This is a genomic window from Thermomicrobiales bacterium (genome assembly GCA_041390825.1).
Lineage (GTDB): Bacteria > Chloroflexota > Chloroflexia > Thermomicrobiales > UBA6265 > JAMLHN01.
In genome coordinates, this window is sequence record JAWKPF010000025.1 from 21,163 (window position 1) to 42,064 (window position 20,902).

General features: G+C 61.1%; 20 protein-coding genes. 11 read left to right on the forward strand and 9 right to left on the reverse strand.

All coding sequences use genetic code 11. The features are described from left to right. Positions 1 to 6 precede the first annotated feature (6 nt). The 3 genes from R2855_13825 to R2855_13835 all read right to left on the reverse strand — a co-directional run bounded on the left by R2855_13825 (position 7) and on the right by R2855_13835 (position 3,478). On the reverse strand, positions 7 to 1,593 hold the full coding sequence (locus tag R2855_13825) for an MFS transporter (GenBank protein ID MEZ4532082.1): 1,587 nt from the start codon (positions 1,591 to 1,593) through the stop codon (positions 7 to 9). Positions 1,594 to 1,782: 189 nt separating this feature from the next. Next, positions 1,783 to 2,316 (reverse strand): hypothetical protein, encoded by a 534-nt coding sequence (locus tag R2855_13830; protein ID MEZ4532083.1) that lies wholly within the window; start codon positions 2,314 to 2,316, stop codon positions 1,783 to 1,785. 106 nt (positions 2,317 to 2,422) lie between these two features. Next, positions 2,423 to 3,478 carry a dipeptidase gene (locus R2855_13835; GenBank protein ID MEZ4532084.1) on the reverse strand — a complete coding sequence of 352 codons (1,056 nt, stop codon included), beginning with the start codon at positions 3,476 to 3,478 and terminating at the stop codon, positions 2,423 to 2,425. A gap of 162 nt (positions 3,479 to 3,640) precedes the next feature. On the opposite strand from R2855_13835, the gene R2855_13840 reads away from it, so the two are divergent. Then, positions 3,641 to 4,417 carry an enoyl-ACP reductase gene (locus tag R2855_13840; protein ID MEZ4532085.1) on the forward strand — a complete coding sequence of 259 codons (777 nt, stop codon included), beginning with the start codon at positions 3,641 to 3,643 and terminating at the stop codon, positions 4,415 to 4,417. 128 nt (positions 4,418 to 4,545) lie between these two features. On the opposite strand, the gene R2855_13845 is transcribed toward R2855_13840, so the two are convergent. From R2855_13845 to R2855_13870, 6 genes are all read right to left on the reverse strand, one after another. Then, the gene (locus tag R2855_13845) at positions 4,546 to 4,842 is read right to left on the reverse strand and encodes an AzlD domain-containing protein (protein ID MEZ4532086.1); all 297 of its coding nucleotides are present in this window, start codon (positions 4,840 to 4,842) and stop codon (positions 4,546 to 4,548) included. Beyond that, positions 4,839 to 5,516 carry an AzlC family ABC transporter permease gene (locus tag R2855_13850; GenBank protein MEZ4532087.1) on the reverse strand — a complete coding sequence of 226 codons (678 nt, stop codon included), beginning with the start codon at positions 5,514 to 5,516 and terminating at the stop codon, positions 4,839 to 4,841. Before R2855_13850 ends, R2855_13845 begins: the two co-directional genes overlap by 4 nt. A gap of 74 nt (positions 5,517 to 5,590) precedes the next feature. Further along, positions 5,591 to 6,790 (reverse strand): NAD(P)/FAD-dependent oxidoreductase, encoded by a 1,200-nt coding sequence (locus R2855_13855; GenBank protein MEZ4532088.1) that lies wholly within the window; start codon positions 6,788 to 6,790, stop codon positions 5,591 to 5,593. A 2-nt stretch (positions 6,791 to 6,792) separates the two neighbouring features. Beyond that, positions 6,793 to 8,436, reverse strand: a complete 1,644-nt coding sequence (locus R2855_13860; protein MEZ4532089.1) for an amidohydrolase — start codon at positions 8,434 to 8,436, stop codon at positions 6,793 to 6,795. A gap of 6 nt (positions 8,437 to 8,442) precedes the next feature. Next, a complete protein-coding gene (locus R2855_13865; protein ID MEZ4532090.1) occupies positions 8,443 to 9,303 on the reverse strand; it encodes a serine hydrolase in 861 nt (286 codons plus the stop codon). Further along, positions 9,300 to 10,034: a protein-L-isoaspartate(D-aspartate) O-methyltransferase gene (locus R2855_13870; protein MEZ4532091.1), complete on the reverse strand. Its 735-nt coding sequence runs from the start codon at positions 10,032 to 10,034 to the stop codon at positions 9,300 to 9,302. Before R2855_13870 ends, R2855_13865 begins: the two co-directional genes overlap by 4 nt. 289 nt (positions 10,035 to 10,323) lie before the next feature. On the opposite strand from R2855_13870, the gene R2855_13875 reads away from it, so the two are divergent. From R2855_13875 to R2855_13920, 10 genes are all read left to right on the forward strand, one after another. Next, entirely contained in the window at positions 10,324 to 10,689 is a 366-nt protein-coding gene (locus R2855_13875; protein MEZ4532092.1) for an NADH-quinone oxidoreductase subunit A, read from the forward strand. Beyond that, the gene (locus tag R2855_13880; protein ID MEZ4532093.1) at positions 10,680 to 11,231 is read left to right on the forward strand and encodes an NADH-quinone oxidoreductase subunit B family protein; all 552 of its coding nucleotides are present in this window, start codon (positions 10,680 to 10,682) and stop codon (positions 11,229 to 11,231) included. The genes R2855_13875 and R2855_13880 overlap by 10 nt, the downstream gene beginning before the upstream one ends. A gap of 18 nt (positions 11,232 to 11,249) precedes the next feature. After that, complete coding sequence (locus tag R2855_13885) at positions 11,250 to 11,876, forward strand: NADH-quinone oxidoreductase subunit C (GenBank protein ID MEZ4532094.1); 627 nt, start codon at positions 11,250 to 11,252, stop codon at positions 11,874 to 11,876. 2 nt (positions 11,877 to 11,878) lie between these two features. Continuing rightward, positions 11,879 to 13,159, forward strand: coding sequence for an NADH dehydrogenase (quinone) subunit D (nuoD, locus tag R2855_13890; protein ID MEZ4532095.1), 1,281 nt, complete (start codon positions 11,879 to 11,881; stop codon positions 13,157 to 13,159). Positions 13,160 to 13,340: 181 nt separating this feature from the next. Continuing rightward, a complete protein-coding gene (nuoH, locus tag R2855_13895; GenBank protein ID MEZ4532096.1) occupies positions 13,341 to 14,384 on the forward strand; it encodes an NADH-quinone oxidoreductase subunit NuoH in 1,044 nt (347 codons plus the stop codon). Positions 14,385 to 14,446: 62 nt separating this feature from the next. After that, entirely contained in the window at positions 14,447 to 15,106 is a 660-nt protein-coding gene (locus tag R2855_13900; GenBank protein MEZ4532097.1) for an NADH-quinone oxidoreductase subunit J, read from the forward strand. Positions 15,107 to 15,119: 13 nt separating this feature from the next. Continuing rightward, on the forward strand, positions 15,120 to 15,425 hold the full coding sequence (nuoK, locus tag R2855_13905; protein ID MEZ4532098.1) for an NADH-quinone oxidoreductase subunit NuoK: 306 nt from the start codon (positions 15,120 to 15,122) through the stop codon (positions 15,423 to 15,425). A gap of 87 nt (positions 15,426 to 15,512) precedes the next feature. Beyond that, positions 15,513 to 17,531 (forward strand): NADH-quinone oxidoreductase subunit L, encoded by a 2,019-nt coding sequence (nuoL, locus tag R2855_13910; protein MEZ4532099.1) that lies wholly within the window; start codon positions 15,513 to 15,515, stop codon positions 17,529 to 17,531. A gap of 16 nt (positions 17,532 to 17,547) precedes the next feature. After that, complete coding sequence (locus R2855_13915; GenBank protein ID MEZ4532100.1) at positions 17,548 to 19,227, forward strand: NADH-quinone oxidoreductase subunit M; 1,680 nt, start codon at positions 17,548 to 17,550, stop codon at positions 19,225 to 19,227. Between the two features lie 11 nt (positions 19,228 to 19,238). Further along, entirely contained in the window at positions 19,239 to 20,807 is a 1,569-nt protein-coding gene (locus R2855_13920; protein ID MEZ4532101.1) for an NADH-quinone oxidoreductase subunit N, read from the forward strand. Positions 20,808 to 20,902: the final 95 nt, after the last annotated feature.

The following is a 20,902-nucleotide window of genomic DNA, read 5'->3' on the forward strand; positions in this document are numbered from 1 at the left end:
TCGTCGCTATGCGGGCGCGGGATTGGTGTCCGTTGGGCGGCTGATGAAGAATGCCGCGATGATCCCTGCCAGGATCAACGCCGCAATGATGATCGCGACACGTTCGACGCCCAACTGATCGGCCGCGATACCGGCAAGCATGGTGGGCACGAGCGCGCCCAGATTCTGCACGAGCGATTGCGTGGCGATGACCTGTCCACGGAAAGCGAGCGGAGTTCGTTCGAGCGTTATCGTGCGCGCGGCGACGCCGACGATCGAAGACGCAAAGCCCGCCGGTATCGAGAAAAGCATCACCAGCAGCGCGAGTGGTGGCAAGTGGAGCGCATGCGCAATGCGGTCGATGGGAATGTGGAAGGTATCGACCAGCAGCCAGTGAATGTCGCTCAGGAATCCGAATGACGCGATCGATAGCGCGAAGAGCGCCAGCCCATAGACCGCCACCCAACGCAAGCCGAAATACCGACCGAGATAGGGAGCCGCCCGCAACCCGATCAGCACGCCGATCGCTGCTGGCGCGAAAACGAACACGGTGTTTTCCGACGATGTATCCAGAATGCGCTTGAGATAGATCGGCGCCACCACGACGAGAGCGCTCAGCCCGATGCCCACCATCACATCGGCGGCGGTGACGCGGAAAAGCACCGAATCACCCACGGTGACTCGAAAACCGCGCAGCAGGGTCGCCAGTATCCCATCGGGATGCCGGCTCATCTGCGCCAATTGGCCCTTGAGTTCGCCGACGTGGATTTGAAGCACCAGCCCTGCCGCGGTGAGGAAGAAGGCAGCGCAGACCGCAAAGAGATAGCTGGGACTGCTCGTCTTCAGGAGCAGCGGAGCAATTGCGATCACGCCCACTGCTTGTGCAATGACGAGCGCCAGATTCGAGAGCGCCTGTCCATCGACCAATCGACTGCGTGGCACGATCGATGCCAGCGTCGAGCTTTCCGCCGGCGCGTAGAACTGATGAATCAGCCAGATTGCCAACGTGGTCGCGAAGATGCCAACGATCGAAGGCGGATGCACCACCAGCGCCAGCACGAACAGAAAACGCACCAGATTCAGCGCCACCAGCAACGGTCGGCGCGGAAGCGTATCGACGGCGACTCCGGCGGGTAGCCCGAAGATGATGGCGGGAATCACCGAGCAAACGACGAAGATCGAATTGAACACCGACGAATCGGTCGAATCGACGACCAGCACGAGCAACCCGTACATCAGCGCTCCCTGGGCTGCCTGCACCAGAAAGCGAGAGAGCCAGAAAGCGAGAAAGGTCGGGTTGTCGAACAGGGAATCCCGGTGTCGCTCGATCTCGACGATGGTTCCCTCGATCGACGGGAGATCCGTGACCGACATCGGCGCCGACGGCAGGTCGATCGGCGCGACGCTCTCCGGCTCGTCCCGGATCGTTCGCGCGATATACAGCTCCGGGTCGCCCTGCTTCTGCTCGAATGTGCCGCTCAGCGTATCGACCGATGTGGTCTTCCTGGAGCGGGAGGACGCGCTTTTCGGCTTCGCTGACTTCGTCGCCTTGGCCTGGTCAGGAGGAGCCGAACTGGAGCCTGCATTTGAAGAAGCGCCAGGGCTTGCTTTCACCCGGGGCTTGCTGGTGGAAGATTTGGGCTTCGACGCGGACTCCGCTGCAGTGGTCTTCGCCGAGGGTGCCCTGGCGGACCGCTTGCTCGTTGGCGGTTGCTGGTTCGGGTCTGCCGGTTTCGGCTGGCGCTTTCGCGTCGGCTTTGGAGGGGTTTCCGGATCGGTTGGTTGCTCCGGAGGCATCTTCGCTCAGCCTGTGGCGATCAACAATGCAATAGATCTCATTGGAGCATAGATGATCGGCAACGCGTCCTGGAATTCCTCCCACGGCGGCACGATATCCAGCAGACTCAGCACGAGCAGCACGATGGCGGCAATCAACACAACCATCACTGCCATCGGCGCGGTTGGACCGATGGACGACAGATACCGTCGAATGCCGAAGGACTCGATGCTGGTCAACATGAAGACGACCCATCCCACGGCAAGCAAGATGCTGCCGAGGACAAGATTGTCACCGTAGTCGATGTCCTGCCAGAGGAGGATGCCCAAATTGGTTATCAGGAGCAATCCCCCGGCAATCACGAGAAGCGCCACGACTCCCCAGATCGACTGCGCGGTCCGCTCGTGAGGCAGCAGCCGGCTTGGGCGGTGTTGATGCGGCCATGCTCCGTCGACCGCGCTCTGGATGGCATCGAGCGTCAGGACCATGGCGATGCTGACGCCGATCAACACCCAAAGCAGGTGGTTGTCGGTCTGTAGGCTGTCGGGAAGTTCTGGCATTCAGCCTGTTGCGCGATGCGCCAATAGGTGATAGAGCGGGTCGCAATTGCGACCCGGCAGAGGGTAGCACACGCGCATCAGAGCAAGCCCGATATCAATGATGCGCCTATTGCACCCAGGTGGCATCGAACACGCGCAGCCAGTTCTCCCACCCGATCTTGTTCAGCGCGTCGTCGTCGAATCCGCGCGACCGCAGCTCATCGATCAACTTCGGCATTCCGGCCGCGTCCTTCAGATCGCCCGGCATCGCAGCGCCATCGAAATCCGAACCAAGCGCCACCTTGTCGATCCCGATGCGCTCGCCGATATAGATCAGGTGATCGGCGATCAGCGAGAGGGATGTATCGTGCGGACTCGAGAATCCGTCCTTGCGCAGGAATCCACAGTGATAGTTGATGCCCACCAGCCCGTTCGAATCCCTGACCGCGTCGAGTTGCTTGTCGGTCAGGTTCCGCACGGCCGGCGCGAGTGCGTTGGCGTTCGAGTGCGACGCGACGATTGGCTTGCTGGAGATGGACGCGACGTCCCAGAATCCCTTTTCGTTGAGATGGGAAACGTCGATCAGGACCCCGAGCTCGTTGCAGGTCCGCACCAGCGCTTTTCCCAGATCGGTCAGGCCCGGTCCAACATCCGGTGATCCCGTACGCTTGATCGGCACTCCTGAGCCGAAGTTGTTCGGGCGGGACCAGACAATGCCAAGCGAGCGAAGTCCGGCCATGTAGAGCCATTCGAGCGAATCGAGATCGTCGTCGATGGCGTCCGCCCCCTCCATGTGAATCTCGATCGAGAAAATGTCGCTTCCCATGTTGTAGCGAATGTCGTTTGTCGTTCGGACGATCGCGACTTCACCATCCGACTCTCCGGCGATCTTGTACAGCCCCAACAGCTGGTCGACCATGCTGTTGTAGGCGTAGGAGAACTCGAGCGCCGGCGACGCATGCTTCTTCTTCTCGCTTGGGTCGAAGCCCTCTCGTTCCATTTGGGCGACGTCCTCGTCCGGATCGGGGCAGAAAATGGCGAAACACCCGCCGATCAAGCCTCCTTCGTGCGCGCGCGGCAGATCGAGATGTCCCTTCGCGCCTCGCCGGTAGAACGAGCGCTTTCCCTCGCCAATTTGCTGAATCGTGTCGTTGTGCCCATCGAAAATTGGAATGCGTGCCAAGCCATGCTCCCGTGGTGACCAACCGGTTCAGGTCGTCTCATCGTTCTCCAGGCCGCTATCATGCACTAAAATGCTCGCAGGGTGGCCCATCGATCGGCATTCGTCGGTAAGTGCCCGCCTCCCGATGCGCCCGAACGACACGACGGAAGAGAGGAGAGCTCGATGAGCGACAACCGCACACTCGAAGGAAAGACAATTCTGATCATGGGTGTGGCCAACCCGTGGAGCATCGCCTATGCCATCGGCCAGGCCATGCTGGATGCCGGCGCCACGCTGGCGCTGAGCTATCTCGACGAACGCATGAAAAAGGACTGCGAGAAGCTGATCAAGGACTCGCCCGAGAGCAAGCTCTATCCCTGCAATGTCGAGAATGACGAGGAGATCGACACGCTCGTCGAGGGGTTGAAGGCAGACTACGGCACGGTGGACGGCTACGTGCACAGTGTCGCGTTCGCCCCGGCTGCTGAGCTGACCAATCCGTTTCGCGAGACGACCCGCGCCGGGTTCAACACGGCCATGTCGGTCAGCGTCTATTCGTTGATCGCCGTTTCAGGCAAGCTCGTGCCGCTGATGCCAAACGGGGGAAGCATCACAACCTTGACGTATCTCGGCGCCGATCGCGCGTTCCCGCAGTACAACGTCATGGGGGTCGCCAAGGCCGGTCTCGAATCTGCCGTTCGCTATCTCGCGTATGACCTGGGCCAGGAAAAGATCCGCGTCAACGCGATTTCCGCCGGTCCGGTGAAAACGGCATCAGCCCGCGGAATCCCCGGCTTCTCGTCCATGGTGGAGATGTTCGGTGAGCGCGCCCCGCTCAAGGACACCTTCAATGCCAAGGACGTTGCCCAACTGGCCGTTTTTCTTGCCAGCGATGGCGCCAAGGCGATCACCGCCGAGACGATCTTCGTCGACAACGGCTACCACGCGATGGGAATGTAGGTCGATCTCGGCATCCCGAAACCTGTTGGGGCACGGCGGTCAAATCGGCCGCCGTGTCCACGTTCCCCGGTACGCAACCTGCTGGATTCGTTGCCTCCGCGGGAGCGGGAACCAGGCGACCAGCTTCGCTAGACCCTGGCGACGAGCCGGGCCACCCAATAGGCAGCAAACCCTGCCGTAACGCACACCCAAAGCCTGCCGAACTTGAACGCGAACACCGCGCCGACGAGCACCGCCGTGATTCTCGGCACAGACGCGTCGCCGCTGGCAAGGATTCCCGGCGCAGCCAACGCGGCGAACGCCGCAATCGGAACATCGTCCAGGAACTGCTTGAGTCGTGGCGAGAACCGCTCGGCGCGCATGTAGAACCCACTGATGCGGGTAAGGTAGGTGATGACCGCGGCAGCCACAATGAGCGGCATCATGGCGAGCGATCCTCGCTGGCGGTCGGTACCCGTCGAGACGAGTCGACAGGCAGCAGAAACCCAACGGCGGCTCCCGCCAGGATGGCGACGAGCACGGAGTTGCTCGCGCCGAACAACGGGCGCAAGCCGACCGAAAGCCCTGCGGCTGTCACGGCGATTGCAACTCCGCGCCGATTGCGCACCAATGGGAGCAGCAACGCCACGAACGTGAGCGGGAATACCACGTCGAGGTGCAGCCGCTCCGGATCGGGAATGCGCCCACCGAGAACGACACCAGCGATCGTCGCTACCCCGAACGATGCGTAGAGGCTGACTACAGTCCCCATGAAATACCAGTCCGACGCCGAATTGCGGTGCAAATGCGCGATCGTCAACCCGACACTCTCATCGGTCATGCCGGCCGCCAGAACTTGTTTCGGAATCGATCGAGGGCGGGAGAGTTTGAGGTCCAGCGTCAATGCGTAGAGCACATGCCGCAAATTCAGCAGCAGGACCGTCAGGAGAATCGCCAGGTACCCGGCCTTCTCCGGCGCCATGTCCACGATCGCCAGTTGCGCGCTGCCTGCGAAGACCAACAAGCTCATGGAAATTGTCTCGATCTCCGAGAACCCGTTGGTTCGGGCGAGGAGCGCGTACGCCGTGGCAAAGGGGATGATCGCCAACCACAATGGCATCGTGGCGACGAACCCGGCGCGAAAGTCCTCGCTATGGTGTGGCGAATGGCCCAGCATGTGACTGGAACGCACGGTCAGATGTCGAGTGAGACGTGTTCGCCGAAGTAGATACTTCGGTGTTCTTCATCCGGTGTCAGGCCGTCCGGTCCGAGAAATTCGATTGCGCCGAACCCTCCCAGCGTCGAGTCGATCTCCCGCGCCTTGGCCTGGCGAGCGCGCCGTTCCTCGCCTTCGGCGCCACGTCCGGCCGCGACGAGCCCATACCATCGATCGCGCGCATGGATCACGTCGAAATACGCTTTGCGCTCTCGAGCGAACTCCTCGATTGCCGATGGCCAATCTGCGTTGCGCATCAGCAGGTCGCTCAGCACCCGCACGTCCCGAAAAACCAAACTCGTGCCGTGGCCGCCGCTTGGGTCCGCGCTGCCGGCGGCATCGCCGATCAGTACAAGATTCGGTGCTGCGATCGTAGTTGCCCAAGTGTTGCTGTTGGGGAAGAACCCCAACGGACCTGCCTGCTCAGCATTCGCGAGTACTTCGGCGGCGAACCATGGCCGCACATACGCGAGCATGGTCTCGAACGAGCGGGCGATCCCGGTGTGTTGCAGCACGTCGTCGAACGTGCGGAGATAGAGCCGCGCAAGACCGCCTCCCACATGGAACAGCAACGCCTGCTCCGGCGAGTTCTGTCCCAGAAGGAGCGATCCGTCCGGAAACGACGCGCCCTGAACCAGGACGCCGCCGAAACGGTGGTGCTCGGGATCAGTGCGGGACGCTCCGCCTGTCCAGGCGCGAACACCTGACTCTTTTCCCGTAGCGGCCACCGTTAGCCGCGCTCGAATCGTCTGCTCCTTGCCGTCGTGGTCGATTTTCAGTTCCGAGACGGTTTCGCTTACGTATTCCTTGGCCCGAGCGGGACGGACGACGGTCGCCCCTTGCTCCTCGGCCCACGCGATGAGCGCGTCTTGTAGCTGGGCATGTTGGTAGGTCAGCCCGTGTTGGGGGATCACGTCGATGCTGCGGTTGTATTCGCCATCGAGGTACTCATCCATGCGCGCCAGTGGAAGCGCGCCAATCGATTCGAAGACTGGCAAGATGCCCAGCCGGTCGATTTCGGCGCGGCCCCATGGCCACGTGAATTCCCCGCGGATTCGGTCTCGGAAGGCGTGCTCTCGTTCGACCAGCACCACATCGAGACCGCCGCGGGCCAGCACCCCCGCCAGCGAAGAGCCGGCGAGACCGCCTCCCGCTATGGCGACATCGAACACACGCATGTTCAACGGTTATCCACGGTCCAGACTCCGCCGACCATCGTGGCGCGCGGTTTCCAGTCCAGGAATCGATCGGGATTCGCCGTTAGCGGATCGTCGGCCAGGACCAACAAGTCCGCCAGTTTGCCCGCTTCGAGCGAACCGATCTGCTTTTCCCGCCCGAGCGCGTACGCGCCGCCGATCGTGTAGGAGCGCAAGGCCTCCAGCGGGGTGATGCGCTCGCTTTCGTCGAGTTGCGTGCCCTTGACCGTCTCTCGCACGATCGCCGCGCGAAACCCGATCCATGGATCGAACACAGCAACCGGAGAGTCCGACGACCCAGCCAGCGGGATGCCTCGGTCGAGATAGGTGCGCATTGGCATCATCCGTGCCGCCCGTTCGAATCCAAGGGACGTGATGTAGCTCTCGCCGAGCGAATAGAGGAACGGGTTCGACACGACCGCCGGAATCCGGTGACTCGCCATAATGTCCAGTGCCCGCTCGGTCGGCAGGTAGGCATGGTGCACGCGGTGACGCAGCCGGGGTTTCGGGTTGGCTTGCTGAGCCGCTGCGTAAGCTGCAACGGTCACCTCTTGCGCTTCGTCTCCACAGGTATGCGTATCGATCGCAAGACCACGGTCATGCACGAACCTGATCAAGCGGGTGAGCTCGGCTGGCTCGACGATCCACTGGCCGAAGTTGTCCGGTTCTTCCTGGTAGTGCGTGAACATCCGCGCGGTCCGGTCGCCAATCCCCCCGTCGGGCATGAACTTGACGCCTCCAATGCGGAGCATGTCGTCGCCGAATCCGGTCATGACACCAAGCGATGAGAAGCGATTCGTCAGGTCGGCTTCGTCGTCGATCGACCCGAACCCCCAGCCCGCCAACATCATCTCTGTCCGGACCGAGAGATCGCCATCGAGATGAGCCTGGTGAAACCCGTGCACTTCCGCCGGATACAGACCCGGTTCGCCCACCGCGGTGATGCCTGCGGCGTTGTAGTGCGTGCTTCCCACTGCAACAGCGCGCGCGTAGTCGGCATCGGACCTTGCGGGCATCGCGCTCATGATCAAGTCCTTGGCGCGGTCGCGGAAGAGTCCAGTCGGCTCGCCATGCTCGTCCCGGTCGAACGAGCCACTGTAGGCCACGCCGCGAGGGGGATCGGGCGTGTTACGGTCGATTCCTGCGGCAGCCAACGCCGCGGAGTTGCAGGTCAGCTTGTTCCACACGCGATGGAGCAGCACAGGATTGTTGGGGGAGACGGGATCCAGATCATGCCGGTTGGGAAACCGGCCCTCGTCGAGCAGGCTCTCGTCCCAACCGCGCCCGACGATCCATTCGCCCGGCGCCGCATCGTTCGCGGCCATGCGGATGCGCTCGACGATCTCTGGAATCGAGCGGCAATCGTATAGCTGGATCTCCTGAATCAGGAATCCGGTGAAGAGCAGGTGGTTGTGCGCATCGACGATTCCCGGGATCACCACATAGCCGTCCAGCGATTCCTCTGTGGTTCCCATGCCGGCCAAATCGCGCATCTCATCATCGAGTCCGACGCCGACAATGTGGCCGTCCTTGATCGCGATGGCGGTCGCCGTCCGGTTGTGGGCATCGACGGTATGAATGATGCCTCCGGTGAGAATGAGGTCGGGAGCAAGCGTTCGATAGGGCATAGCGGGTTACTCCTTCTCCAAAGCCGGGCGTCCCCAGGCGTCATAGAGCGCGAGCCCGGTTCGGGCATTGAGCAGGATGCCCTCATGCTCCAGCCGGTAGCTGTGATCGATGCTGTCTCGAGTGAACGATGCAACGACCCATTTGACAGAACGCACAGTGAAGATGGCCGCGTCGGTCCGTACCCCGGTCATTTGACCGGTCTTGTTCCAGATGAGCAAGTGATTTTCGAGCCCACTGCGCTGGTAGTGCTCGTGATAGGGGAGCCAGCGCGGGAGCTGCTGGTGATCTTGTTGATCGCGCAAATGCTGCATGGAAGCCGCGGTCGACGCTGGCGAAAGCAGATCTCCAGCGTCGAGGCGCTCCAGCAGATTGGCCATTTCGGCGGCGGTCGAAACGGCATACTCCTTCGGATCAGGCGGCGTCCAGGACTGATACCGGAGCTCGGTGATGGCATAGCCCCATCCCCGAATCAGCTCGTTGATTCGGTCGAGCCCGATCAGGTTGATCAACATGCGGGTGGCTGTGTTGTCGCTCAGCACGATCATCAATCGACAGAGATCGAAAAGGGAGAATTCGCGGCCAACGGTGAGATCCCGCATCACTCCAGTGCCGTAGCGCCGATCGCTTTCCTGCATCGGCAAGAGCATGTCCGAGCTGAATCGGCCGCGGTCGATTTCGTGATAGAGCGCGGCCATGATCGGCACCTTGATGACGCTGGCGGTGGGAACCTCGACGTCGCTGTCCGTCGCAACGATCTCGCCGGTTGTCAGGTTCTTCGCGTACAAGGATTGCCGGCCGGTAAATCCCAGCCTCGCATTTGCGAGCGCGTCGTGCAACGCCGTTTGCGTTCGATCGATGTCTGTCATGCCCGGTTCGTGTCCTCGTCTCCCGTAATGAGCGGCACAAAACGAACCGCTCCCAGATCGGTCGATTCGATCGTCCAGTTCTGCTTGCGCAAGCGTCGCAGATGTGCATGGTTTTCGCGGCCAACCGGGATGACCATGCGCCCATTGGCGTCCGAGAGTTGCTCGAGCAACGCGGACGGCACGAAACGCGCTCCCGCGGTCACGATGATTGCATCGTAGGGTGCTCCCGGTTCCCAGCCCAATGCCCCGTCCCCGACGATCGACATGACATTGTTCAGTCCCAACTGTTCGAAACGACTCACCGCTGACTCTGCCAGTTCCGGAATGCGCTCGATCGTGATCACCTCGCGCGCCAGCATCGCGAGCAGCGCAGCCTGATACCCCGAACCCGTGCCGACCTCCAGCACGCGCTCGGTCCCCGTGAGCTCGAGCGCCTGGGACATGAGTGCAACGACAAACGGTTGGGAGATTGTCTGGGCATACGGGATTGCCAGGGCAGTGTTGTCCCAGGCAGCTTCCTCCGAACCTGGCTCCACGAAGATCTGGCGCGGAATGCGTTCCATGGCGTCCAACACGCGACCATCCCTGATCCCTTGCTTCCGCAGTTGATCGAGAAGCGCCTGTTTTCGCTGGTTTTCCGACCTGGATCTGAATTGCATTGCAGTCGCCCGCTTGTGACCGAAAGCAGATCGCCGCATGGACATTGGCCGGGAATGCACCGCCTGGCTCATCGCATCCGGACCGAGCTTGCCGCACCTCGCGACGCTGTCCCTTCGTCAGACGTCGAGTCAAGTTTCACCGATCGAGGTGCTGCTTTGTGAACCAGGAATTCCGACCAAAATGCCATGAATTGTTGCGGAATGTCGGGCCTGAACGCGATCCTGACTATGCTAGGATTGCGCACGTCGCGACGGTGCCCGAGGTGCGCCCGAACGGGTGGCCGCTCAGGCTGGAAACGAAGCGACATGGGTTGACGAGGCCGGCCGATCCGAACGGTCGACGAGCTGGAGAAAGCGGCAATTGGAGACGTTCGGTGACAACTGGCTGATCGTCGGCCTGATGGCCATTGCGGCTCTGGGTATGGGCCTGCTTCTTCTCGGACTCAACCTTCTCATCGGTCCATCCCGGCCGAACAAGACCAAGGGCGACCCATACGAGTCTGGTGTGCCCGACGTCTCGCCCGTTCGAGCTCGTTTCACGCCTCGTTTCTACATGGTTGCGATGCTCTTTGTCGTTTTCGACATCGAGGCTGTGTTCATCTTCCCCTGGGCCGTCGCGTTCGACGCCCTGGGAAGGTACGGCTTCCTGGCGATGCTGGTATTCCTCTTTCTCCTGCTCGATGGATACGTCTACGCCTGGAAGAAGGGAGCCCTCGAATGGGTTTGATCGACGATCGCTTCGACAAGAACGTCTTTGTCACATCGCTCGACTTCGTCTTCAACTGGGCGCGTCGTTCATCGCTTTGGTGGCTGCAGTTTGGCCTGGCCTGCTGCGCGATCGAGATGATCGCCGCATCGATGTCGCGGTTCGATCTCGCCGAGCGCTTTGGCATGCTCTACCGCGCTTCGCCCCGTCAGGCTGACCTGATGATCGTTGCGGGCACGGTGACCAAGAAGATGGCGCCGGTGGTCCGCACGCTTTACGACCAGATGTCCGATCCCAAGTGGGTCGTTTCGATGGGTTCCTGCGCCAACGTGGGCGGCCCGTTCGATACCTACGCCGTCGTGCAGGGTGTCGACCAGGTTGTGCCGGTCGATATCTATGTGCCGGGTTGCCCGCCCACGCCTGAATCGCTCTATTACGGCATCCTGGAACTGCAGAACAAGGTCATCAAGTACGACACCATGGCCAAGAAGCAAGGTCTCGCTGAAGCGGAGAACTTCCGGCAGATCGAGCGTCAGGTGGCCATGTCCGCGGTTCGCGCGTAGGAACGATTGGGGCATCTGGTGAGCGACGACGTCAGCCTTTCCGAGTTCCAATCGGCCTTTTCTGAGCCGGAGGATCTCTGGTCACGCGACAACTACTTCCACGAGGACGTGGAACGGCATCCCGCCGTGCGTGAAACGCGCGCGGTCTTCGGACCGGCGATCGTCAGCGTCGTGCGATTTCGCGACGAGACGACGATTCACGTGAAGCCGGAGTACTTCCGCGACCTCTGCGACTACCTGCGCACGCATCAGCAGCTGGCATTCGTCGCGCTGACTGATGTCACCGCGGTGGATATGCTCAAGCTGCGCACGACTCCACGGTTCGACGTGGTTGCGCTTCTCTATTCCATCAAGAACCGGGTTCGCTTGCGCATCAAAGCGGGAGTGAACGACGGTGATGCGGTGCCGTCCCTGGTGCCGCTTTGGCCCGGCGCCAATTGGCTGGAGCGCGAAACCTACGACATGTTCGGTATTGTGTTCGAAGGTCATCCCAACCTGAAGCGCATTCTCCTGGCGGATGACTGGGACGAAGGTTTCCCTCTGCGCAAGGACTATCCATTGCGCGGTTGGAAGGAATACCCGAGCTACAACACCGAGCGGATGGTGCCGCGCACACGCACCCGCTGGACAGGCCGGGGAGTTTGAGCATGAGCACGACCACCGATCCAAAGTGGACGCCAGACGCGATCGACCTGATACAGGACGTTCCGGCAACCGGGACCTACACCATCACCGATGAGGTCCGCCTCTCGGACACCGAGAGCCAGATGGTGCTGAACATGGGGCCGCAGCATCCGAGCACCCATGGCGTGCTGCGGGTCGTCTTGCGGCTGGATGGCGAGGTGATCGTCGATTGCGACCCGATCATCGGCTATCTGCATCGCGGGGTCGAGAAGCTTGGCGAGTCGCATCGCTACGCCCAGGTGGTTCCCTGGACCGACCGAACCGACTACGTCGCCGCGCCGATGAACAATCTCGGCTGCGTCATGTCGTTCGAGAAGCTGGCCGGTCTCGAGTCGCCGGAACGGGCACAGTACTGGCGCGTGATCTTCTCGGAGCTTGCGCGTATTGCGTCGCATCTCGTCTGGCTCGGCACCCACGCTCTCGATATCGGTGCGCTTTCGATGTCGCTCTACTGCTTCCGGGAGCGCGAGCTGATCCTCGATGTCTTCGAAGCGTATTGCGGCGCCCGGTTGACGACGAACATCATGGAAATCGGCGGGTTCTCGCGGCCGATTCCCGAGTTCCTGCCCGATCAGATCAGGGATTTCCTGAAGGTCTTCCCGCAGCGGCAGAAGGAATATGCTGAACTGCTGACCGCGAACCCGATCTGGATCGCGCGCACCAAGGATATCGGCGTTATCTCCGCGCAAGCTGCCATCGATTACTGCCTGACCGGCGCTTGTCTGCGCGGTTCAGGCGTGAACTACGACATCCGCAAGGCGATGCCGTACCTGGTCTACGACCGGCTCGACTTCGAGGTGCCCATCGGCACGCACGGCGATGTCTATGACCGCTATCTCGTCCGTATGGAGGAGATGCGCCAGGCCATCAGCATCATTGGCCAATGCCTGGATGCCGTCGAATCGATGGACACACCGCTCATGGCGTACGAGTCGGCCTATGTCATCCCGCCCCACAAGGGGACGATGACGACTGCCGAGGACATGCAGCGGCACTTCATATGGGTGATCAAGGGCTTCAGTCCGCCGGTCGGTGAAGCCTATGTCGCCGTCGAGCATCCCAAGGGCGAAAATGGCTACTATGTCGTCTCCGATGGCACGTCGATTCCGTATCGATTCCGGATTCGCTCTCCAGACTTCGTGAATCTCGGCGTGCTGCCATATGTCGCCAATGGGGCGATGTTGGCGGACGTGGTGGCGCTGATCGGTACGATCGATATCGTGCTCGGGTCGGTCGACCGCTAGGGATCAGGTTCGGTCGCGGGAGGGATCGCATGATCGCCCCGCGGCAAGTGACAGAGTAAGATTCGCACTGGCGCGGCGAATTGGGGAGTCGCGCTTTTGCGTGTTCGTCAGCGCGTGAGCGCACCGGAAACGCAGTCGAACCGCCGTCGAGCGGCACGAAGTGGGCGGAGCAAGGGAGTACATGAACGACCAGCCGATCTGGCTAACCTTTCTGGTCGCGTTCATCATCATGAACGTGCTCCTGATTGGCATGGCGTACATGACCTACTTCGAGCGCAAGGTGCTCGCGGCCATGCAAGACCGCATGGGGCCCACGCGCACGGGTCCCAAGGGGCTCTTGCAGCCGATCGCCGACGGCATCAAGCTGCTCGGAAAGGAAGACCTCATTCCGCGCAACGCGGACAAATGGGTCTTCTTCTTCGCCCCGCTGGTCGTCTTCGTAGCGGCGATTGTCTCGTCGGCAGTCATTCCATTTGGCACGACCGTTCATCTCTTTGGCCGTGATGTCAATCTCTATGCCGCCGACCTGAACGTTGGCGCGCTCCTGGTAATGGCTGTCAGCGGTATCGGCGTCTACGGCATCATCCTGGGCGCGTGGGCCTCGGCCAACCGCTTCTCATTGCTTGGCGGTCTTCGCTCCGCGGCGCAAGTTGTCTCGTATGAACTGATCCTGGGGCTCTCGCTTGCCGGCATCTTCCTGCTGGCCGGTTCGCTCAGCTTGCGGGACATCATGCTCGAGCAGCAGCAGAATCTCAGCATCGGCCCGGTCGAGATCAAGAACTGGTACATCTTCAGCCAGCCGCTTGCCTTCGTGATCTTCCTGATCGCGGCGGTGGCGGAGTCCAACCGCGCCCCGTTCGACCTGCCGGAAGCCGAAACCGAGCTGATTTCGGGGTTCCACACCGAGTACTCGGCGTTCCGCTTCTCGTTCTACTTCCTGGGCGAATACATCGCGATGATCGTGATCTCGCTCTTTGCGTCCACCCTGTTCCTGGGAGGACCGAGCGGTCCCGGTTCCACGAATCACTGGTGGTTGGGGCTGATCTATCTTTTCGCCAAGACGATCATCTTCCTCTTCTTCTATGTCTGGCTTCGCGCTACCCTTCCTCGATTCCGATATGACCAGTTGATGGGAATTGCCTGGAAAGTGCTCTTCCCGCTGGTCTTGTTGAACCTGGTAGTCACGGCCGCGATCCGGCTGGCAAGCGACGGGAAGCTCTTCTGATGCCCTGGGATCTGGTGATATTCCTACTCGTCGGGGGGCTGGCCATCATCTCCGCACTCGGAATGGTGGCGATGACAAACCCGGTTCATTCGGCGATTTTCCTGGTGATCTGCTTCATCCAGGTTGCCGGCGTCTTCGTGATGCTGGGGGCCGAGTATTTGGCCGTGATCCAGATCATCGTCTACACCGGCGCCGTGATGGTCTTGCTGCTCTTCGTGCTCATGCTGGTCGATATCGACGACTTGCCTGAGTTCCACACGCAGGAACCACTGACACGGGCGATCGGCGCGCTACTCGGCATCATGCTGCTGATCGAGGTGGCGATTGCGATTGGCACACGCACCATCACTGGCGCGCAAGGCGCCGCCACTCCGGAAAATGTCGCGCTGGTCGGTGGCAATACCCAGGCGCTCGGCCGCGTGCTGTACACCAAGTACCTTCTCCCCTTCGAACTCATTTCCATGGTGCTGACGGTTGGCGTGCTTGGCGCAATCGTGCTGGCCCTCCCGGAGCGGCTCGGACTCGATTCGGGTCGCCGGCGCGACACGATTTCACTGGGGCATCCGCGGGGCACCGATGCGGTGCTTCCCATCGAGTCTGGTGAAGAGGCGGCGCGCATTTCTTCGCGGCCGAATGCCGAGCCGGCCGGTGTGGGGCGCACGCTCATCATGGCAAGCGATCCCGACGATCAACCGATGAACATTGGAGGACGACGGTCATGACCGGGAGCGCCAGATGGAACTGACCGCCAACTATTTTCTCGGCCTCAGCGCGGCGTTGTTCATCATCGGTTTGATGGGCGTCCTGGTTCGCCGCAACGTGCTGATCATCTTCCTCTGTGTCGAATTGATGACCGCTGCGGTCAGCATCACCTTTGTGACGTTCGGCCGTGAGACCAATACGCTCGATGGCCAATCGTTTGCGCTGTTCTCGATTGCCGTGGCCGCCGCGGAAGCCGCGGTGGGCCTCGCTCTCATCCTGGCGATGAGCCGGCGCACCCGGTCGGTCGATATCGATGACTTCCGGTCGCTGAAAGACTGATGCGGGAGACGCAGGGGATCGTGATGATCATGGGTTCGTGGGGCATGGGAGCCGATATGCGGTTGCCAATGCAGATGGGAGCGTAGCGTGGAGAGGTATCTCTATCTCATTCCGCTGCTGCCGCTGCTGGCAAGCGCGTTCAATCTGTTGGTGTCCCGGAAGTACTTCCCGGATAAGTCGCACATTTTCGCGATCCTGGGCGTAGCCGGGTCGTTCGTACTGTCGGTGCTGGTCTTCAAGGACCTCTACGACAACGAGGAGCCGCTGCATCAGCATCTCTGGAGCTGGATTGCCTCGGGCAACTTCCACGCCGAGATCGGGCTCTACGCGGATCAGCTCACCGCGGTCATGCTCGTGATGCTGACCTTCGTGTCGTTGCTGGTGCACATCTATTCGGTCGGGTACATGCACGGCGACCCGAGCTACTACCGCTTCTTTAGCTGGTTGCCGCTCTTCGTCTTCACCATGATCTGCCTGGTCATGGCCGATAACTACCTGCTCATCTTCTTCGGATGGGAAGGCGTGGGACTCTGCTCCTACTTGCTGATCGGCTACTACTACAAGCGCCGGTCCGCCGGGAATGCCGCCAAGAAGGCGTTCATCGTCAACCGCATCGGTGACGTGGGCTTCGGGCTCGGCATCATGTTGATCTTCACGACCTTCGGCACCATCTCCTTCGCCGGCGAGCATGGAGTCTTCGCGCAGGTTGGCGAGGGACACACGTCCGAGAAGATCCTGACTGGTATCGGCATCCTGCTCTTTACTGGCGCCATCGGCAAGAGCGCCCAGTTCCCGCTGCATGTCTGGCTTCCCGACGCCATGGAGGGTCCGACTCCGGTTTCCGCGCTCATCCATGCGGCCACCATGGTCACCGCGGGTATTTACCTGGTGGCGCGCTCGAATCCGATCTACATGCAGGCGCCCGATGCGATGCTGGTCGTTGCGGTGATCGGTTGCTTCACCGCCTTTCTGGGCGCATCGATTGCCACGGTGCAGAACGACATCAAACGCGTGGTCGCGTATTCGACGGTCAGCCAGCTCGGCTACATGGCGCTTGCGCTCGGCGTCGGCGCCTGGGTGACCGCCATCTTCCACCTCGTTTCACACGCGTTCTTCAAAGCATGCCTCTTCCTTGGGTCCGGTTCGGTGATCCACGGAATGCACGAAGAGCAGAACATCCAGAAGATGGGTGGTTTGCGGAAGTTCATGCCGGTCACCTTCGGCACCTTCCTGATCGCCTCGCTGGCCAATGCCGGTGTCTTTCCGTTCGCAGGGTTCTGGTCGAAAGACGAGATCATTACCGGAGCGTGGGAGAGCAGCATCTTTCCGCGCTTCGGCGACCTGCTGACCGTCGTCGCGCTCATCACGGCCTTCATTTCCGCCTACTACATGTTCCGCCTGGTCTTCCTGACCTTCTTCGGCAAGCCGCGCTTCGATGAAGCGCATGTGCATCCGCACGAATCACCAGCCGTGATGACGATTCCGCTCATCATCCTGGCGGCGGTCACCATCTTCTTCGGCGTGGTGGGGTATCCGCCGGATGCCGGGCGCTTCCACAAGTTCCTCGAGCCGGTCTTTGCGACGGCGCAGGAGCATGATGTGGAGGTCGTTGCGGAAGACGCGACCCATGAAGAGGAAGCCGGCGAGGCGGGCGTCGCTGCCGAGGCCGCCGAGCATGAGGAAGGGGCGCATCACATTTCCAACGAAGTCATCATTCGCTTTGCCGCGATTTCCACCATTCTGGCGCTCGGCGGGATCCTGCTTGCCTACCTGGTGTTCCTCAAGCGGCGCATCGACCCGGTCGCGTTTGCGGCCGATCATCCGACGCTTTACAAGTTCCTCTACAACAAGTGGTACTTCGACGAGGTGTACAACGCCGATGTCGTCTTCCCGATGCGGAGACTTGCGATGTACCTCTGGACCGTGATCGATGTGAAAGTCATCGACGGCACCCTCATGGGTGTCGCCAGGGGAGTCGAGGAACTCAGCCAGGGTTTGCGCACGTTGCAGACTGGGTTGGTTCGAAATTACGCGCTCGCCATTGCGCTTGGTATGGTCGTTATCGTCGGCGTCTACTTCGCCGCCTTCAGCGATCTCTTCCGGTAGGGGGTAGGAGACAGTTATGGACAACCTGCCCATTCTGAGCATGACGGCATACGCGCCCCTGGTCGGCGCGGTGCTGATCTTCGCCCTCCGTTCGGTCAAGCGGGAGCAAGCGCGTCTGATTGCGCTTGTCGCGACCGTGGTCAGTTTCCTGCTCTCGCTCTGGATGCTGAAGGACTTCGACAAGAACGCGGAGTTTCAGTACACCGAGTACGTCAAGTGGCTCCCGGAGCTCGGCGTTTCGTACCGGATGGGTATCGACGGTATCGCGCTTCTCCTGATTGTGCTGACGACCTTCATCGGGGTCATCGCGGTCATCTGGTCGTGGGATTCGGTCAACAACCGGGGACGTGAGTACTACATCACCGTGCTCCTGCTGCAGACCGGTATGCTCGGCGTCTTCATGGCGCTCGACCTCTTCATCTTCTACATCTTCTGGGAACTCGTACTTATCCCGATGGCCCTGCTCATCGGTATTTGGGGATCTGAAAACCGCGTCTTCGCGGCGATCAAGTTCTTCATCTACACGCTGATCGGGTCGTTGCTGATGCTGATCGGCATCGTCGCCACCTATCAGGCGTACTACAACGCCACTGGCGTCCGCACGCTCAACATCCTCGAGCTGCAGACCGGGTGGGACAAGGGCGCCTACAGCGATGTCTTCCAGGGAGCGGTCTTCGCAGCCTTCCTGATCGCGTTCGCCATCAAGATCCCGATGTGGCCGTTCCATACATGGTTGCCGGATGCGCACGTCCAGGCGCCGACCGCCGCGTCGGTCATCCTGGCCGCGATCATGCTCAAGATGGGCGGCTATGGTCTCTTGCGCTTCAATCTGCCGCTCTTCCCGGAGGGGTCAGAGGACTGGGCCTGGATCATCATCGCGCTTTCCCTGATCGGCATCATCTATGGAGCGCTCGTTGCCCTTGTGCAGCCAGACTTCAAGAAGCTGATCGCCTATTCTTCCGTTTCCCATATGGGATTCGTGACGCTGGGCATCTTTACCAACATCTTCCTGACCTCCCGCTCCGATCTCAGCGGGTTCAACGGCTCGATGATGGTGATGATCGCCCACGGTCTCAACACCGGAGCGCTCTTCCTTCTGGTCGGTATGCTCTACGAACGCGCGCACACCCGCCTGATCGCGGCGTTCGGCGGCATTGCGGGGCGCATGCCGTTCTACGCCTTCTTCCTGGGACTCTTCACCTTCGCCAGTATCGGTCTGCCTGGCATGTCGGGCTTCGTCGGTGAGTTCCTGGCGATCCTGAGTGCCTGGCAGTACCACAAGTGGATCGCTATCGTCGCGTTCCTGGTGGTCATCTTTGCCGCCTGGTACATGCTTTCGATGTTCCAGCGGGTCGTCCTCGGGCGCGCGCACAACGAATTGCCGGATCATGGCGACGGTCTGTTGACCGACGAGGAAAAGGCGATGCTGGCTGCGCACGGCGACAGCCACGGGCATGGCCACGACGATCACGGGGTCGCCTTTGCGCCTGTTTCGGGTGGTTCGCACGACCATGACCACGACGAGCATGATTCGTCGCTCTGGCCGGACCTGACCCGGAAAGAGCTCATCACGCTGGTTCCGCTGGCGGTGCTTACGATCGTGCTGGGAATCTATCCCAATCCAGTCTTCGATATTGTCGGTCCGTCCTTCGAGCGGATCATGGATCCGTTCTTGCGCGGCCCGTTGGGCGGATAGGGGCAAATCGGGTGGACCTTTTCAATCTCGACCTTAGCGCTCCAGACTGGCATCTGCTTTGGCCGCAGCTCATCGTCTTCATCCTGGCGGTGGTGCTGGTCTTTGCTGATGCCTTCATTCCCAAGCACCGGAGCTTCCAGATCCTGACCGGGATCTCACTGGTGGGCTACGTCCTGGCGATGGGCGCGCTCTATCGGCAACATGACCGCCTCGGCGAGACCTTTCAGGGGAGCTTCCGCGCGGACGGCCTGACCGTTTTTCTGTCGCTCATCATCCTTGTTGCCGCGATCTTCTCCGTATTGGTTTCGGCCAATTACATCAAGGACTATGGCGACCGGGTGCCAGTCGGCGAGTACTACATCCTGCTCGCGTTTTCCGTGCTTGGCGCGCTGGTGGTGTCGTCCGCCGGAGATCTGATCACGATCTTCGTCGGCATCGAGCTCTCCGCGTTGGCAACCTACGTGCTGACCGGATTCACCAAGCGGAATGCCCAGTCAGTCGAAGGCGCCCTGAAGTACTTCCTGCTCGGCATCTTCGCGAGCGCCATTTTGCTCTACGGCATGTCTTGGGCGTATGGGCTCTCGGGCTCGACCGGCCTGGATAACATCCGTTCGGGCATTGGCGCCGCGGTCGAAGGGAAAGAGTGGTACGAAGCGTCGGTCCTGCTGGCGCTGCTGTTGCTGATCGTTGGGCTCGGCTTCAAGATCGCGGCGGTTCCGTTCCACATGTGGACGCCCGATGCCTACGAGGGCGCGCCCACTCCCGTGACGGCGTATATGTCGGTCATTCCGAAGGCCGCCGGTTTCGCCGCCATGATCCGCATTCTCGTGCAGGCGCTCGGCCCGCTGTCGGACGACTGGCGCTGGCTCATCGCGGTCCTGGCTGTGCTGACCATGCTGCTCGGCAACATCGTTGCCCTGACGCAGCGGAACCTCAAGCGCATGCTGGCCTATTCCTCGATCGCCCACACCGGCTACATGATGGTCGGTCTGGCCGCCTACCGTGAGGGAACCGGCTTTGGGAACGACCTGCAGGATGTCATTGGCACCCGCGGCGTTTCTTCACTGCTGTACTACATGCTCGCCTACGTCTTCATGAATGTCGGCGCCTTTGCGGTCATCGTGTGGGTGCAGTCGCGTGGTCGGGGCGCCACACTGGACGATTTCGCTGGACTTGCCAGCACCGATCCATTGCCAGCAGCGGCCATGGCGGTTTTCATGGTCTCCCTCATGGGCATTCCGCCGCTTATCGGCTTCTATGCCAAGTACTACGTGATCCTGGCAGCCATGGAAGCCGACATGCTCTGGCTGGCGATCGCGGTCGTTATCGCCTCTGGGATCAGCGCCTACTTCTACCTGCGGGTTGTAGCGGTGATGTATTTCAGTCCGGGCAACCAGGCGGAGCTCAAACCGCTGCGCACAACCCTGTTGAACGTCGCCATCATTCTGTTGGTCATCGGCAATCTGGTCCTTGGTCTCTTCTCGGCCGGAATCGTCGACTTGAGCGACGACTGGACCAGCGCGCTCACCATCGCGCAGTCGGGGGAGACCCCGGACGCTGCTCAGGTCAACAACCCCTGAGCACGGTGCTCGATCGAGATCCATGATCGATCCCCAGAGATTGGCCGCCCGCCCACTCTGGGGATCGTTGCGTCCGGTCGAATCGGACAGAGCCA

Bases quoted from the DNA above. Each gene is read 5' to 3' on its own strand.
- R2855_13830 (MEZ4532083.1), bottom strand. From the start codon at position 2,316: ATGCCAGAACTTCCCGACAGCCTACAGACCGACAACCACCTGCTTTGG.
- R2855_13840 (MEZ4532085.1), top strand. From the start codon at position 3,641: ATGAGCGACAACCGCACACTCGAAGGAAAGACAATTCTGATCATGGGT.
- R2855_13845 (MEZ4532086.1), bottom strand. From the start codon at position 4,842: ATGATGCCGCTCATTGTGGCTGCCGCGGTCATCACCTACCTTACCCGC.
- R2855_13850 (MEZ4532087.1), bottom strand. From the start codon at position 5,516: ATGCCATTGTGGTTGGCGATCATCCCCTTTGCCACGGCGTACGCGCTC.
- R2855_13855 (MEZ4532088.1), bottom strand. From the start codon at position 6,790: ATGCGTGTGTTCGATGTCGCCATAGCGGGAGGCGGTCTCGCCGGCTCT.
- R2855_13860 (MEZ4532089.1), bottom strand. From the start codon at position 8,436: ATGCCCTATCGAACGCTTGCTCCCGACCTCATTCTCACCGGAGGCATC.
- R2855_13865 (MEZ4532090.1), bottom strand. From the start codon at position 9,303: ATGACAGACATCGATCGAACGCAAACGGCGTTGCACGACGCGCTCGCA.
- R2855_13870 (MEZ4532091.1), bottom strand. From the start codon at position 10,034: ATGAGCCAGGCGGTGCATTCCCGGCCAATGTCCATGCGGCGATCTGCT.
- R2855_13880 (MEZ4532093.1), top strand. From the start codon at position 10,680: ATGGGTTTGATCGACGATCGCTTCGACAAGAACGTCTTTGTCACATCG.
- nuoD (MEZ4532095.1), top strand. From the start codon at position 11,879: ATGAGCACGACCACCGATCCAAAGTGGACGCCAGACGCGATCGACCTG.
- nuoH (MEZ4532096.1), top strand. From the start codon at position 13,341: ATGAACGACCAGCCGATCTGGCTAACCTTTCTGGTCGCGTTCATCATC.
- R2855_13900 (MEZ4532097.1), top strand. From the start codon at position 14,447: ATGGTGGCGATGACAAACCCGGTTCATTCGGCGATTTTCCTGGTGATC.
- nuoK (MEZ4532098.1), top strand. From the start codon at position 15,120: ATGGAACTGACCGCCAACTATTTTCTCGGCCTCAGCGCGGCGTTGTTC.
- R2855_13915 (MEZ4532100.1), top strand. From the start codon at position 17,548: ATGGACAACCTGCCCATTCTGAGCATGACGGCATACGCGCCCCTGGTC.